13 protein-coding genes are annotated in these 14,628 nt (G+C 58.9%); 11 read left to right on the plus strand and 2 right to left on the minus strand.

Going from position 1 to position 14,628, the window contains the following annotated elements; genetic code table 11:
* Positions 1 to 599: 599 nt before the first annotated feature.
* Positions 600 to 1,820 (minus strand): CaiB/BaiF CoA transferase family protein, encoded by a 1,221-nt coding sequence (locus tag F0169_RS05985; RefSeq protein WP_122250165.1) that lies wholly within the window; start codon positions 1,818 to 1,820, stop codon positions 600 to 602.
* A gap of 12 nt (positions 1,821 to 1,832) precedes the next feature.
* Positions 1,833 to 3,014 carry an acyl-CoA dehydrogenase gene (locus F0169_RS05990; protein WP_058413932.1) on the minus strand — a complete coding sequence of 394 codons (1,182 nt, stop codon included), beginning with the start codon at positions 3,012 to 3,014 and terminating at the stop codon, positions 1,833 to 1,835.
* Positions 3,015 to 3,171: 157 nt separating this feature from the next.
* Between F0169_RS05990 and F0169_RS05995 the strand changes: the two genes are divergently transcribed.
* From F0169_RS05995 to F0169_RS06045, 11 genes are all read left to right on the plus strand, one after another.
* On the plus strand, positions 3,172 to 4,071 hold the full coding sequence (locus F0169_RS05995) for a LysR family transcriptional regulator (protein WP_152746000.1): 900 nt from the start codon (positions 3,172 to 3,174) through the stop codon (positions 4,069 to 4,071).
* A gap of 447 nt (positions 4,072 to 4,518) precedes the next feature.
* Positions 4,519 to 5,640 (plus strand): Re/Si-specific NAD(P)(+) transhydrogenase subunit alpha, encoded by a 1,122-nt coding sequence (locus tag F0169_RS06000; RefSeq protein ID WP_172979347.1) that lies wholly within the window; start codon positions 4,519 to 4,521, stop codon positions 5,638 to 5,640.
* Between the two features lie 15 nt (positions 5,641 to 5,655).
* Positions 5,656 to 5,976 carry an NAD(P) transhydrogenase subunit alpha part 2 gene (locus F0169_RS06005; protein ID WP_003187417.1) on the plus strand — a complete coding sequence of 107 codons (321 nt, stop codon included), beginning with the start codon at positions 5,656 to 5,658 and terminating at the stop codon, positions 5,974 to 5,976.
* Entirely contained in the window at positions 5,976 to 7,412 is a 1,437-nt protein-coding gene (locus F0169_RS06010; protein WP_152746001.1) for an NAD(P)(+) transhydrogenase (Re/Si-specific) subunit beta, read from the plus strand. Before F0169_RS06005 ends, F0169_RS06010 begins: the two co-directional genes overlap by 1 nt.
* 179 nt (positions 7,413 to 7,591) lie before the next feature.
* Positions 7,592 to 9,085 (plus strand): acetyl-CoA hydrolase/transferase family protein, encoded by a 1,494-nt coding sequence (locus F0169_RS06015; protein WP_058413928.1) that lies wholly within the window; start codon positions 7,592 to 7,594, stop codon positions 9,083 to 9,085.
* A gap of 317 nt (positions 9,086 to 9,402) precedes the next feature.
* A complete protein-coding gene (locus F0169_RS06020; protein ID WP_099236514.1) occupies positions 9,403 to 9,618 on the plus strand; it encodes a DUF1127 domain-containing protein in 216 nt (71 codons plus the stop codon).
* Between the two features lie 372 nt (positions 9,619 to 9,990).
* Complete coding sequence (locus tag F0169_RS06025) at positions 9,991 to 10,311, plus strand: DUF2388 domain-containing protein (RefSeq protein ID WP_152746002.1); 321 nt, start codon at positions 9,991 to 9,993, stop codon at positions 10,309 to 10,311.
* 106 nt (positions 10,312 to 10,417) lie between these two features.
* On the plus strand, positions 10,418 to 10,726 hold the full coding sequence (locus F0169_RS06030) for a DUF2388 domain-containing protein (protein WP_152746003.1): 309 nt from the start codon (positions 10,418 to 10,420) through the stop codon (positions 10,724 to 10,726).
* Positions 10,727 to 10,752: 26 nt separating this feature from the next.
* Complete coding sequence (locus F0169_RS06035; RefSeq protein WP_058413924.1) at positions 10,753 to 11,073, plus strand: DUF2388 domain-containing protein; 321 nt, start codon at positions 10,753 to 10,755, stop codon at positions 11,071 to 11,073.
* On the plus strand, positions 11,070 to 13,031 hold the full coding sequence (locus tag F0169_RS06040) for a DUF7844 domain-containing protein (RefSeq protein ID WP_058413923.1): 1,962 nt from the start codon (positions 11,070 to 11,072) through the stop codon (positions 13,029 to 13,031). The genes F0169_RS06035 and F0169_RS06040 overlap by 4 nt, the downstream gene beginning before the upstream one ends.
* Positions 13,032 to 13,284: 253 nt before the next feature.
* Entirely contained in the window at positions 13,285 to 14,592 is a 1,308-nt protein-coding gene (locus F0169_RS06045; protein WP_152746004.1) for a CitMHS family transporter, read from the plus strand.
* Positions 14,593 to 14,628: the final 36 nt, after the last annotated feature.

Genomic DNA, 14,628 nt, shown 5'->3' on the forward strand with positions numbered 1-14,628 from the left:
CTTGGCTCAGCAATCGTTGGTTACATCTTTGATTTCTCGCGGAGTAACTTGTGATGCTGATAATCTTGTTGACTATCAGTCTGACTCCACAAGCACCCACACGAATTGCTTGATTCAGTTGTTAAAGAGCGGTTGGTTAAGATCTTTCGTCTCAACCGAGGCGCGCATTCTACAGCAGCCTCATTTGCTGTCAAGTGATTATTTTTCAGAAGTTTTCGAAGAATTCTTCAACAACTTCAACCACTTGCGCTTCCGATCTCTCGTTAGCGGGAGGCGAATTCTACAGCGTTAAACGCTGCTGTCAACACCTCTTTTTCTCCACTTTCGACCGAGAGGATCGAAACGTTAATAGAGCCAAACAACGCCGCTCTACCAACTCCTTCTGGGCTTCGATGAACTGAGGCAACTCGCTGTCGAATCTCGCATAACTCTTTGTTTACCAAGGAGTTTTCCGTTTCGACTGCGCCGGAAGTGGGGCGAATTATAGACTCCCAGAATCTGCCGTCAACCGTTAATTTTGCTTTTCTATCAATTAGTTAGGATTGATTAAAAAACAACCTAAATAGCGCCCTTAACGCTCTCTATATAGAAGGGTACGCTCAGATAACGCCCGCTGCTTTTAAAGCAGCCACCTGCGCCGGCGCCAAACCCAGCAGACTTTGCAGTACTTGAGCCGTGTGCTCGCCTAATAGAGGCGGCGCGCTACGGTACTCAACCGGGGTTTTGGACAGCCGTATCGGGCTGGCCACCTGAGGCACCAGCCCCGCCAACGCATGCGGCAATGCCATCGCCAACCCACGCGCCTTGACCTGAGGGTCGGCGAACACTTGCGCAAGGTCATTGATAGGCCCACACGGCACACCCACTCGCTCCAACTGCGAGACCCACTCAGCCGTGGTTTTGAAGACTGTTGCCTGACGAATCAGCGGGATCAGCTCTGCACGGTTAGCCACCCGCACCTTGTTAGTCGCAAAGCGCGGATCATCCGCCCACTGCGGCTGCCCGGCCACCTCGGCAAACTTGCGAAACTGCCCGTCATTACCGACGGTGAGGATGAAGTCACCATCAGCCGTGGGGAAATCCTGATAAGGCACGATATTCGGGTGAGCGTTACCCAAGCGCTTCGGCGACACACCCGTCGTCAGGTAATTCATCGCCTGGTTAGCCAGACACGCCACCTGTACATCCAGCAAGGCCATGTCGATATGCTGACCACCACCGTCGTGATCCCGGTGCGCCAGCGCCGCGAGGATCGCCACGGTCGAGTAAAGCCCCGTCAAGATGTCGGTCAACGCCACACCCACCTTGACCGGCCCGGCACCGTCTTCACCCTCTGGGCGACCGGTCAGGCTCATCAGCCCACCCAGCCCTTGAATCATAAAGTCGTAACCCGCGCGAGACGCGTAAGGGCCTGTCTGACCAAAGCCCGTAATAGAGCAGTAGATCAACTGCGGGTTGATCTCCTTGAGCGATTCATAGTCCAGCCCATACGCCGCCAGCCCACCTACCTTGAAGTTCTCGATCAGGATGTCGGACTTGGCCGCCAGGTCGCGCACCAGTTTCTGGCCTTCCGGTCGCGTGAAGTCGATGGTCACCGACTCCTTGTTACGGTTGGCCGACAGGTAGTAAGCCGCCTCACTGGTGTTCTCGCCGTAAGCGTCCTTAAGGAAAGGCGGGCCCCATGCACGCGTGTCATCACCATTACCCGGCCGCTCGACCTTGATGACCTCCGCGCCCAGGTCCGCCAGGATCTGCCCGGCCCAAGGGCCCGCCAGTACTCGCGATAGGTCCAGCACCCGCAGATGTGAAAGCGCGCCCATGCCGTGCTCCTATTAATAGAACGCTTGAAGACCGGTTTGCGCGCGGCCAAGAATCAACGCGTGCACGTCATGAGTGCCCTCATAGGTGTTGACCACTTCCAGGTTGACCAGGTGACGCGCCACGCCGTACTCGTCCGAGATGCCGTTGCCCCCCAGCATGTCGCGCGCCATACGCGCGATGTCGAGGGACTTGCCGCACGAGTTGCGCTTCATGATCGACGTAATTTCAACCGCAGCCGTCCCTTCGTCCTTCATGCGGCCCAGGCGCAGGCAACCTTGCAAGGCCAGCGTGATCTCGGTTTGCATGTCGGCCAGTTTCTTCTGGATCAATTGAGTGGCTGCCAATGGGCGGCCGAACTGCTTGCGATCAAGCGTGTACTGGCGCGCGGTGTGCCAGCAGAACTCAGCAGCACCCAGCGCGCCCCAAGAGATGCCATAACGCGCCGAGTTAAGGCAGGTGAACGGGCCTTTCAAACCACGCACATCCGGGAAGATGTTCTCTTGCGGCACAAACACGTTGTCCATGACGATTTCACCGGTAATCGAGGCGCGCAGGCCGACCTTGCCGTGAATCGCCGGAGCGCTCAGACCTTTCCAGCCTTTCTCCAGGATAAAACCGCGAATATCGCCGGCATCGTCCTTGCCCCACACCACAAACACATCTGCGATCGGGCTGTTGGTGATCCACATCTTCGCGCCGGTCAGGCTGTAGCCGCCGTCCACCGAGCGCGCACGCGTGATCATCGCGCCAGGGTCGGAGCCGTGGTCCGGCTCGGTCAGGCCGAAGCAGCCGATCCATTCACCAGACGCCAGCTTGGGCAGGTACTTCTGCTTTTGCGCCTCGGTGCCGAATTCGTTGATAGGCACCATGACCAATGAAGACTGCACGCTCATCATTGAGCGATAGCCGGAGTCGACACGCTCGATCTCACGCGCAATCAACCCATAGCTGACGTAACTCAAGCCACTGCCACCGTACTGCTCGGGGATCATCGCACCCAGCAAGCCGGTCTCGCCCATCTCACGGAAAATCGCCGGGTCGGTCTGTTCATGGCGGAAGGCTTCGAGCACACGTGGGGCCAGCTTGTCCTGGGCAAATTGCTCAGCGCTGTCGCGCACCATGCGTTCTTCTTCGGTGAGCTGCTGATCGAGCAACAGTGGATCAATCCAGTTGAAGCTTGCCTTGCCAGCCATGAATAAGTCCTCGCGGGAAAAATCAGAAGTCGTGGATGCAGCCTAGGCGGCGCGGGCGACAAGGGCAAACGAGGTTTGTGCATAAGGTTGTGCTAATTTCTCACTCCGAAACCACCGAGAAGGGCGCAGACGCGCTTTATATGTGAGTACAACGTATATGCGCAGAAAAATTCCCAGCACCACCGCCCTGGTCAGTTTTGAAGCGGCGGCTCGCCACGAGAGCTTTACCAAGGCGGCGCTTGAGCTTTCCATCACCCAAGGTGCGATCTGCCGACAAATTGCGAGCCTTGAGGAATTTTTAAGTGTCGAGCTGTTTCGGCGATCGCGACGCGGGGTAAAGCTGACGGAAGCAGGGCTGTCCTATAGCCGTCGCGTCGCCATGCAACTGGACGCCGTGGAGCGCGACACTTTGTCGGTCATGGGGCAGCAGGGCGCCAACGTGATCGAACTGGCAGTGGTGCCAACTTTTGGCACGCAATGGTTGATCCCGCGCCTCAAGGACTTTCAATGCCGACACCCGGAAGTGACGGTCAACCTCACCAACCGCACGCGACCCTTTCTATTTGCCGATACCGAATTCGACGCAGCAATCTACTTTGGCGATGCCGATTGGTCGGGTACCGAATCCCACAGGCTGATGGGCGAAAACCCGGTTCCAGTGTGCAGCCCGACCCTGCTCGGCAGCCGCACGCACTTCAGCCCGCAGGCCATCGCAGAACTGCCACTGCTGCAGCAGACCACCCGCCCTTATGCGTGGCGCCAATGGTTCAACGCCCAACAGCTCAGCGTGCCCCGCGACATGACAGGCCCTCGTTACGAGCTATTCTCAATGCTGTCCCAAGCAGCCATGCACGACATGGGCATTGCATTGATCCCGCCGTTCCTGATTCAACGCGAACTGAACGAGCGCCGGCTGGTAATCGCGAGCCAAGAAGCGCTGAGCAGCTCGAAGGCTTATTACCTGATAATTCCCGAGAGAAAAGTCGAATCCGCGTCATTACACGCTTTCAGGGATTGGCTGATCGACCAATCACAGCGCTACAGCACCCATATTTAAAGGCCGATTCCAATTTACTGACCTTGTAGTCAGCTAAATAAAAATCCTACAGATATACGTATATGTCGCTTTTTATGGATTGTGCGAAGAAGCCAAAAATCCAACTGCAAGCCGCTACTATCAGGGGCTGTAGGGACTATTACCGATCCATGTACGGTTATTCACGCGAGAAATCAAAAACGCGATTTAACACCGCTTTAACCCTTTAACCACCTGTATTAAAAGGGTTTATCGCCGCGTATTGCGACAATCAGTCACAGGGTGACTTGTAGTTAATTTTTCGTCACCCGTCATAATCTCTTGAAGGCCGTAAAGTTCGCCTGCAAAATGCCGCGCCCCGCTGTCATTTCAGCGGGGTCGTGCTGATCGGCCGCCCCAGTTGCGCCACTCGCGGTGCACTGGCCTTTTTACAAAATCAAAGCAAAAAGATCATGCAGGAGATTTGACGTGCACATTGGTGTTCCTCTCGAAACCCAGACCGGTGAAACGCGGGTAGCTGCCACCCCGGAAACCATCAAGAAGCTGATCGGCCAGGGCCACAAGGTCACGGTACAAAACGGCGCAGGCCTTAACGCCAGCATCGTCGACAGTGCCTATGCAACCGCTGGCGCAACCCTTGGCAGTGCGAGCGATGCGTTTGGCGCCGAGCTGATTCTGAAGGTGGTTGCCCCCAGTGACAGCGAGCTTGCGCTGATCAAAAGCGGCAGCGTCGTGGTGGGCATGCTCAACCCGTTCAGCAACGAGACCATTGCCAAGCTGGCCGAGTGCGGCATCACCGCCTTCGCACTGGAAGCTGCACCGCGCACGTCGCGCGCCCAGAGCCTCGACGTACTGTCGTCTCAGGCGAACATCGCCGGCTATAAAGCGGTGCTGCTGGCAGCCCATCACTACCCACGCTTCATGCCGATGTTGATGACCGCCGCGGGCACCGTCAAAGCCGCTCGGGTGCTGGTTCTCGGCGCTGGCGTTGCGGGCTTGCAGGCCATCGCCACGGCGAAACGTCTGGGTGCGGTGATCGAAGCGTCCGACGTTCGCCCCGCCGTAAAAGAGCAAATCGAATCGCTTGGGGCCAAGTTCGTCGACGTGCCGTACGAAACCGATGAAGAACGTGAATGCGCCGTCGGCGTCGGTGGTTATGCGCGCCCGATGCCGGCCAGCTGGATGCAACGCCAAGCCCTGGCCGTGCACGAACGCGCCAAGCAAGCCGACATCGTCATCACTACCGCGCTGATCCCCGGCCGTAAAGCGCCGACCTTGCTCAGCGCCGATACCGTTGCGCAGATGAAACCCGGCTCAGTCGTCATCGACCTCGCGGCGGCGCAGGGCGGCAACTGCCCGCTGACCGTCGCTGACCAAGTGGTGGTGGAAAACGGCGTCATCATTTGCGGCCCTACCAACCTGGCGGGCGCTGTAGCCGCCGACGCGTCGGCCTTGTATGCGCGCAACCTGCTGGACTTCCTCAAGCTGGTGTTTAACCAGGAAGGGCAGTTTGAAATCAACCTCGAAGACGACATCGTCGCCGCGTGCCTGATGTGCCGCGACGGCCAAGTCATCCGCAAAAACGCCTAAACAAGGATTCAGACGATGGAAGAGCTTATCTCCCCCGGTATCTACAACCTGATCATCTTTGTACTGGCGATTTATGTCGGTTATCACGTGGTCTGGAACGTCACACCTGCACTGCACACTCCGTTGATGGCAGTGACCAACGCTATTTCGGCGATCGTGATCGTCGGCGCCATGCTGGCGGCAGCCCTCACCGTTACGCCGCTGGGTAAAACCATGGGCACCCTGGCCGTGGCGCTGGCGGCGGTCAACGTGTTCGGTGGCTTCCTGGTGACCCGCAGGATGCTTGAGATGTTCAAGAAGAAAGCCCCGAAAGTAAAAGAAGAGGCGCCAAAGTAATGAGCATGAATCTGGTTACGACGCTCTACTTGATCGCGTCGATCTGCTTCATCCAGGCCCTCAAAGGCCTGTCGCACCCCACCACGTCGCGACGCGGCAACCTGTTCGGCATGCTCGGCATGGCGCTGGCCGTGCTGACTACCGTGGGCCTCATCTATAAGCTCGGCGCCGAGCTTGCAACCGCCGGCATCGGCTACGTGATTGTCGGCCTGCTGATCGGCGGCACCGCGGGCTCGATAATGGCCAAGCGCGTTGAAATGACCAAAATGCCGGAGCTGGTGGCGTTCATGCACAGCATGATCGGCTTGGCGGCGGTATTCATCGCCATCGCAGCGGTGGTTGAGCCGCAATCGTTGGGCATCGTCAAACACCTGGGTGATTCGATTCCTGCCGGTAACCGCCTGGAGCTGTTCCTCGGCGCCGCGATCGGTGCCATTACCTTCTCCGGCTCGGTGATCGCCTTTGGCAAGCTGTCGGGCAAGTACACGTTCCGTCTGTTCCAGGGCGCACCGGTACAGTTCGGCGGGCAGCACAAACTGAACCTGGTGCTCGGCCTGGCAACGCTGGGCCTGGGCCTTGCGTTCATGTTCACCGGCAACCTCAGCGCCTTCGCCTTGATGCTGGCGCTGGCCTTCGTGCTCGGCGTGCTGATCATCATCCCGATTGGCGGCGCCGACATGCCGGTGGTCGTCTCGATGCTTAACAGCTATTCCGGCTGGGCGGCGGCGGGTATCGGCTTCTCGCTGAATAACTCGATGCTGATCATCGCAGGCTCGCTGGTCGGCTCCAGCGGCGCGATCCTCTCGTACATCATGTGCAAGGCGATGAACCGTTCCTTCTTTAATGTGCTGCTCGGTGGTTTCGGCAACACTGCCGATGCAACCGCTGCTGCAGGCTCGAAAGAAGCCCGCCCGGTGAAGTCCGGCTCTGCCGACGATGCGACCTTCCTGCTGACCAACGCTGACACAGTGATCATCGTGCCGGGCTATGGCTTGGCCGTGGCCAGGGCGCAGCACGCGCTTAAAGAGCTGACCGAAAAGCTGACCCACCGCGGTGTGACCGTTAAGTACGCGATCCACCCCGTGGCTGGCCGCATGCCCGGGCACATGAACGTGCTGCTGGCCGAGGCGGAAGTGCCTTACGACCAAGTATTCGAAATGGAAGACATCAGCTCCGAGTTCGGCCAGGCCGATGTGGTGCTGGTGCTGGGCGCCAACGATGTGGTCAACCCGGCCGCCAAGAACGACCCGAACTCGCCGATCGCCGGCATGCCGATTCTGGAAGCCTTCAAGGCCAAGACCATCATCGTCAACAAGCGCTCGATGGCCAGCGGCTATGCGGGCCTGGACAACGAGTTGTTCTACCTGGACAAGACCATGATGGTCTTCGGTGATGCCAAAAAGGTCATCGAAGACATGGTCAAAGCCGTCGAATAATTCTGCGCCAGCGCAATACCCTGAACCCCGGCCTCGCGTAGGCTGGGGTTTTTTATGAGCGCATGAAACCCGACCAAAGGCTCTAAATCGCTGCATGGCATTCGACCATGGTAGCGCGCCGAAACTTTTTGAAATCACTAAACTGCGCACCTTGCTTCCGTAGCCCGAGATAACAATCCATGTACCGTGATCGTATCCGCTTGCCTTCGTTGTTGAACAAGGTCATGAGCGCGGCAGACGCCGCCGCACTGATCGAGGACGGCATGACCGTCGGCATGAGCGGCTTCACCCGTGCCGGTGAAGCCAAGGCCGTGCCCCACGCCCTGGCCGAACGCGCCAAGACCTCGCCGCTGAAAATCACCCTGATGACCGGCGCCAGCCTGGGCAATGACCTGGACAAGCAACTGACCGAAGCCGGCGTGCTGTCCCGACGCATGCCATTCCAGGTCGACAGCACCCTGCGCAAGGCGATCAACGCGGGCCAAGTGATGTTTATCGACCAGCATTTGTCGGAAACCGTTGAGCAACTGCGCAACAACCAGCTCAAGTTGCCGGACATTGCGGTGATCGAAGCGATCGCGATCACCGAACAAGGGCATATCGTACCGACCACCTCCGTGGGCAACTCGGCCAGTTTCGCGATCTTCGCCAAGCAAGTGATCATTGAGATCAACCTCGCGCACAACCCGAACCTGGAAGGGCTGCACGACATTTATATACCGACTTACCGGCCGACTCGCACGCCGATCCCGCTGGTTAAAGTCGACGACCGGATTGGCAGCACCGCGATTCCGATTCCGCCGGAAAAGATCGTCGCCATTGTGATCACCAACCAGGCCGACTCGGCCTCCACCGTCACGCCGCCTGACGCTGATACCCAGGGCATCGCCAATCACCTGATCAACTTCCTCAAGCAGGAAGTCGACGCTGGCCGTATGACCAACAAGCTCGGCCCGCTGCAGGCCGGGATCGGCAACATCGCCAACGCGGTCATGTGCGGCCTGATCGATTCGCCGTTCGAAGACCTGACCATGTACTCGGAAGTGCTGCAGGATTCGACGTTCGACCTGATCGACGCCGGCAAGCTGAGCTTTGCCTCCGGCAGTTCGATCACCTTGTCCGAGCGGCGCAATGCCGACGTATTCGGCAACCTGGAACACTACAAGGACAAACTGGTACTGCGCCCGCAGGAAATCTCCAACCACCCTGAAGTGGTGCGCCGCCTGGGGATTATCGGTATCAACACCGCGCTTGAATTCGACATTTACGGCAACGTCAACTCCACGCATGTCTGCGGTACGCGGATGATGAACGGCATTGGCGGCTCGGGGGACTTCGCGCGCAATGCGCATTTGGCGATCTTCGTCACCAAGTCGATTGCCAAGGGCGGCGCGATCTCCAGCGTGGTGCCGATGGTCAGCCATGTGGACCACACCGAGCATGACGTCGATATTCTGGTCACCGAAGTCGGCCTGGCCGACCTGCGTGGCCTCGCGCCGCGTGAACGCGCACGGGTGATCATCGACAACTGTGTGCACCCGGCGTACCGCGATGCGCTGAACACCTACTTCGAAACCGCTTGCGCCATCGGCGGGCACACCCCGCACATCCTGCGCGAAGCGCTCAGTTGGCACATTAACCTGGAAGAAACCGGGCATATGCTCAAGGCCTGATTGATACAGATTCGGGCTGATGCAGATACAGTTTCATCAGCCCGCCTGTTTCAATGACACTTCCGTAAAAACTGTACTGCTGTACCGGTAGTTTCCTACCGAAATACCCTACGCAATCTGCCAGAGAAGCCAATTTTGCACACTTTCAGTGCAGACAGGTACAGTTGCCCCATTTCCGTACAGTACAGCCCTTATAAACAGCTAACTGGCCTCGCACAATACAGGTGAACTGTATCTAGTGAGTCTTGTGCCGGAGGAGGATCATTGGCATCAGTTAAACCACTACCTAATCCCGCCACAAGCGGAAGGATGTCACCATGGAACGTACACTCAGTTCCGATCTGTTCTTTGAAGAAAAAGCTGTAAACACCCAGGCTTCCATGCCTTTGCGCGTTATTGCCAACCTGATGTTGTGGCAGCGCCGCATCTCCAGCCGCCATCAATTGGCTCGTCTGGATTCGCGTCTGCTGGCTGACGCCGGTATCAGCGAAGCTCAACGCTACGAAGAGCTGAGCAAGCCGTTCTGGCGCTAATGAGCGCCCGCTGGCCCTGACCCACCGGGTCCACCGCCAGCAACTTGAATTGTAAAAACAAAGCCCGCCCCGGGTAACCGGAGGCGGGCTTTGTTGCTTCTGCGATTCAGCTTTTGGTGCGCAAAACTGCAGCCTTTCAAGAAACCAGTACAGTTAAATAAATATCTCGGTCAGGCAGTACAATTTGAGATCCGGGCCGTTCTGGCGAAACTGAACGGTCAGGGTCTTCCCGAACCGATGAACTGCGGCTTAAGATCGCTCCACTACGTGGCGAACCTTGTAGAACGGGCGTCTGATGCCTAACAGCAACAATGCCCGTTTCGCAGTGGCCGTTTTGCGCCGCTTTATCTGTTCATCTACAGGAGTCATCCCATGTCCCGTCTTCGCCTGTTAAGTGCTGCTGCCTTGTTCGCCTTGGCTGCCAATGCCAACGCGAGCAGCTTTATCGTGACCACCGATTCGATCGTCGGCGCATTAAAAGCCACTTCCGACGCCAGCTCGGATGCCACGTCTTCCCTGCGCGACAATAAAGTCGTACAGGCTGCCCGTGACGACGCTGCAAGTTTTGTTGCCAGCGAAGGCGCGATCCGTGGCGTGAAACTGGAAAGCGCCCTGGCGCAGATCCGCCAACAAGCGCCGCAACTGAACGCTGCCACTGACGCACAACTGGCCCAGGCCATTCTGACCATCTGACGGCTGTTCTACATTTGGAAGCGCCAGTCGCTTCCAAATGTGTCGGCGCTGGCTCTCGCCCGGGCATTGCGCTAGCCTTGGCGCTCGCTTTCAGTTGTCGAGTCCCATGGTTTTTTCATACCGCCTGTTGATCGTTCCCGCGCTGTTTTCAGCCTGCTGGTCACCTTGGGCGCAAGCCTTTGACGTGAGCACTCAGAGCACTGTCATCAGTGCCTACGCCACCAGCAAAGTGACCTCCGCGCCGTTTGACAGAAAAATGGTACTGGCCGCCCAGGATGACGCTGCCGCTTTTATTGCCACTGACGGCCAATGGCGGGGAGCACGCCTGGAATCCGCGCTGGATTACCTGCGCCGCACCCGGCCAAAACTTAACGCCAGTGACCGTGAACTGGCGCAAGCAATTCTCGTCCAATAACCATCTTTGTATTTTGGAGTTAGTCCATGCGTAGCCCGCTGATCGCCGCCGCTCTCGGCCTGCTGTTGTTGGCCGATGTTGCCCACGCGCAAACCCTCAAGGCCACCAGTAACATTGTTGTACGTGCTTCGGCCCGCACCATTGACTTCACCTCAGACACCACCACGTCCATCCGCGACTCCAAAATCGTGCGCGAAGCCCACGATGACGCTGCCAGCTTCGTCGCCACCAATGGCGACATCCGTGGTGCGCAGTTGGAAGCCGCCTTCGACACCTTGCGCACCCGCGTGCCGGAAGCCCGCGATGCCAGCGACCAGACCCTGGCCGAAGCTATCCTCGCACTGTGAGGCGCCTGGTCGCCTGGCTACTGGCCGCCACTGTGCTGCTCTGTGCAAGCGCAGCCCAGGCCAGCCTGCAACTGCGGCTCAAGACCGATGGCTTGAGCCCGGCCCAACAGCAGGCCAGCCAGGCGTTGCTCGATGAAGCGATGCGTGCTTTGCCGCCGCGCTTTGTCGAGCAGCTCGACCGTCGAATCGATGTCGGCTGGACCGACAAGATGCCCGAAAACGCTTACGGCCAGGCGTCACTGGTGTCTGAGCTGGACCTCAACCAAAACCTGCTCGAAAGCTTGACCGACGGCAGCGCCGCCACCCAAAAAACCAACCGCCCCCACGGCACCGTGCGCCGCGAAATGCTCGCCACCGTGCTGCATGAACTGACCCACATTTATGACCGTGCGCGCCTGTGGTCCAAAGACGACCGCGCACTGATCCAGCGCTGCAGCCGCCAGAACAACATCACTGGCTTGATTGGCCTACCCGATCAATGCCGTGGCCAAAATGACCGCCGCTTTACCTTGAGTGACGACCCACGCTTGCTCGACCTTGCCGGTTGGCCGCAATACGTCGGCCGCCGCGGTGAGCGGGAACAGCACAACAATCAGGTCGTACGCAGCCCGGACATCTACGAAACCACCAGCCCTCTGGAGTTCGTGGCGGTCAACATGGAGTACTTCCTGCTCGACCCGAGCTACGCCTGCCGCCGCCCCGCATTGTTTCGCTACTACAAGGAACACTTCGGCTGGGCACCGCCAGAGCAAGACACCTGCGCCAAGACCTACGCGTTTCTCAATGCAGGCAACGATTTCGCCAAAACCCCGCTGGGCCATATCGACCCGGAGCGGGTGTATGAAATCGACTACCTGCTGGCCGAAGCCAACCAGAACCTGGTGAGCCGCTGGGGCCACAGCATGCTGCGCCTGGTGATTTGCGCGCCGGGCCGCCCACGCGGCCCCGACTGTCGGCTGGACCTGGACCAACACTTGGTGCTGTCTTACCGCGCGTTCGTCGGCGACGTACAGCTATCGAGTTGGGACGGCCTGGTCGGCAAATACCCGTCGCGGCTGTTCGTACTGCCGCTGGCCCAAGTGATCGACGAGTACACCAAGACCGAATTGCGCGGCCTGGCGTCTGTGCCGTTGAAGCTGACGCGCCAAGAGATCAACGACACCGTGGAACACGCCGCCGAAATGCACTGGAGCTACGACGGCAATTACTTCTTCATCTCCAACAACTGCGCGGTAGAGAGCCTGAAACTGTTGCGCAGTGGCAGCGCCAATCCACAGCTCACCGGGCTGGATAACATCACCCCCAACGGTTTGCTGGAGGTGCTCGCCGCACGCGGGCTGGCTGACACCAGCGTACTCAATGACAAACGCGAGGCGCTGCGCCGGGGTTATCACTTCGACTCGTTCCGTGAGCGCTACCAGGCGATGTTCGAGGTGTTGCGCAAACACCTGCCGATCAAGCAAACCCAGGTCGAAGACTGGTTGTCGCTCAGCGCAGAGGAGCGCCGCCAATGGTTCAGCCAGGCCGACCTGCGCACCAGCGCCGCGTTGCTGCTGCTGGAACAGGCCAGCTATCGCAAGCAACTGATGCTGGCCCAAGACGAAGTCAAACAGCGTTACCTGGGTGCCCGCGAGCTGAAAAACGGCGGCATGGAAAAGGCCAACAAGACGCTGCAACAGATCCTCGCCAACAGCGGCTTCCTCAGCCGCCCGGCGGAATTGCTTGGCAGTAGCGGCTACGGCCTGCCGCAACCTTCGGAATCCAAGCGCCTGGAATCCGAAAGCGCCGAGCGCCAGAAGCAGTTGCAATCGCTGAGCGGCGAACTGGATAAAGAGGTGAGGGTGCTGCTGGAGCCTTCCCGCGCTGCCGAAATTGCCGCCTGCGAAGCCAACCTCAAACAGGTGGGCGAGCATCTACGGGCACTGCACAAAGCCGCCGGTGGTTTGGAGTTACCCTGATTTTTCCGACAGAAAAACGGAAAAACCTCTCAACATCTGCTTGCCAGCGAAAGCTGGCTGAAAGCTTCCCCGTCTAGGATCGCCCCACTACCGGCAAAAGACCGGCTTTTAACAACAACAATGGTGATCCCTGATGTCTGCGACAACCCGCCTGCTTGCCCCAACTCCGCCCGTACGCCTCGTGCCTTTCGTTCTGCGCTGACCCGCATTTCGGTTCGCCATTCCTTAGCCGCGCTACGCCTGGAGTACTCCTATGCTGACTTTCCTTGGCTTTGCCATGGTCATCACGTTCATGTTCCTGATCATGACCAAGCGCTTGTCTGCGCTGATAGCCCTGATCATCGTGCCGATCCTGTTCGCGCTGTTCGGCGGTTTCGCACCGAAGATCGGCCCGATGATGCTCGAAGGCATCACCAAGCTTGCGCCGACCGGCGTGATGCTGATGTTCGCCATTCTCTACTTTGCCCTGATGATCGACTCCGGCCTGTTCGACCCCGCCGTGCGCAAGATCCTCAAGATGGTCAAGGGCGACCCGCTGAAAGTCTCGGTCGGCACTGCCGTACTGGCGCTGGTGGTTTCCCTCGACGGTGACGGCGCCACCACCTACATGATCTGCGTGGCTGCCATGCTGCCGCTGTACAAGCGCATCGGCATGAGCCCACGGATCATGGCCGGCCTGATTATTCTGGCCGGTGGCGTGATGAACATGACCCCGTGGGGCGGCCCGACCGCGCGGGCCGCAAGCGCGCTGCATGTAGACCCGTCGGACATCTTTGTACCGATGATCCCGGCGATGGCCGCAGGCGTGGTGGCGATCCTGGCGATCGCCTATATGTACGGCAAGCGTGAACGTGCACGCTTGGGTGAGCTGCACCTGCAAGGCGACGAAATTGACCACAGCGAAATCAGCGTCTCGCAGTACCCGGATGCGCGCCGTCCGAAGTTGATCTGGTTCAACGGCGCCCTGACCCTGGCCCTGATGTGCACCCTGATCGCCGGTTTGCTGCCGCTGCCGGTACTGTTCATGGTGGCGTTCAGTATTGCGATGATCGTTAACTACCCGTGCCTGCAACAGCAAAAAGACCGCGTCGCCGCCCACGCCGGCAGCGTCCTGGCGGTGGTTGGCTTGATCTTCGCTGCGGGTATTTTCACCGGCATTCTGTCGGGCACCGGCATGGTCGACGCCATGTCCAAAAGCCTGCTGGCCGTCATCCCTGAAGCGCTGGGCCCGTACCTGGCCGTGATCACCGCACTGGTGAGCATGCCGTTTACCTTTTTCATGTCCAACGATGCGTTCTACTACGGCGTACTGCCCGTACTCGCCGAAGCGGCCAGCCACTACGGCATCAGCGCTGTAGAGATGGCGCGCGCGTCCATCGTCGGTCAACCCGTGCACTTGCTCAGCCCGCTGGTTCCCTCGACCTACTTGTTGGTGGCGCTGGCCGGTATAGAATTTGGCGACCACCAACGCTTTACGCTGAAATGGGCGGTGCTGGTTTGCCTGTGCATACTGGTCGCTGCACTGCTGATGGGGATTTTTCCGCTGTTCAGCACGCTGTAATCGTACCCACTCACCGCGCGGCGTGGCAGCGCGCGC

The sequence above is a fragment of the Pseudomonas kitaguniensis genome, from assembly GCF_009296165.1.
Lineage (GTDB): Bacteria > Pseudomonadota > Gammaproteobacteria > Pseudomonadales > Pseudomonadaceae > Aquipseudomonas > Aquipseudomonas kitaguniensis.

Coding starts and splice junctions, on each gene's coding strand:
- F0169_RS05995 (WP_152746000.1), top strand. CDS start 3,172: ATGCGCAGAAAAATTCCCAGCACCACCGCCCTGGTCAGTTTTGAAGCG.
- F0169_RS06035 (WP_058413924.1), top strand. CDS start 10,753: ATGCGTAGCCCGCTGATCGCCGCCGCTCTCGGCCTGCTGTTGTTGGCC.
- F0169_RS06010 (WP_152746001.1), top strand. CDS start 5,976: ATGAGCATGAATCTGGTTACGACGCTCTACTTGATCGCGTCGATCTGC.
- F0169_RS05985 (WP_122250165.1), bottom strand. CDS start 1,820: ATGGGCGCGCTTTCACATCTGCGGGTGCTGGACCTATCGCGAGTACTG.
- F0169_RS06045 (WP_152746004.1), top strand. CDS start 13,285: ATGCTGACTTTCCTTGGCTTTGCCATGGTCATCACGTTCATGTTCCTG.
- F0169_RS05990 (WP_058413932.1), bottom strand. CDS start 3,014: ATGGCTGGCAAGGCAAGCTTCAACTGGATTGATCCACTGTTGCTCGAT.
- F0169_RS06015 (WP_058413928.1), top strand. CDS start 7,592: ATGTACCGTGATCGTATCCGCTTGCCTTCGTTGTTGAACAAGGTCATG.
- F0169_RS06020 (WP_099236514.1), top strand. CDS start 9,403: ATGGAACGTACACTCAGTTCCGATCTGTTCTTTGAAGAAAAAGCTGTA.
- F0169_RS06025 (WP_152746002.1), top strand. CDS start 9,991: ATGTCCCGTCTTCGCCTGTTAAGTGCTGCTGCCTTGTTCGCCTTGGCT.
- F0169_RS06030 (WP_152746003.1), top strand. CDS start 10,418: ATGGTTTTTTCATACCGCCTGTTGATCGTTCCCGCGCTGTTTTCAGCC.
- F0169_RS06005 (WP_003187417.1), top strand. CDS start 5,656: ATGGAAGAGCTTATCTCCCCCGGTATCTACAACCTGATCATCTTTGTA.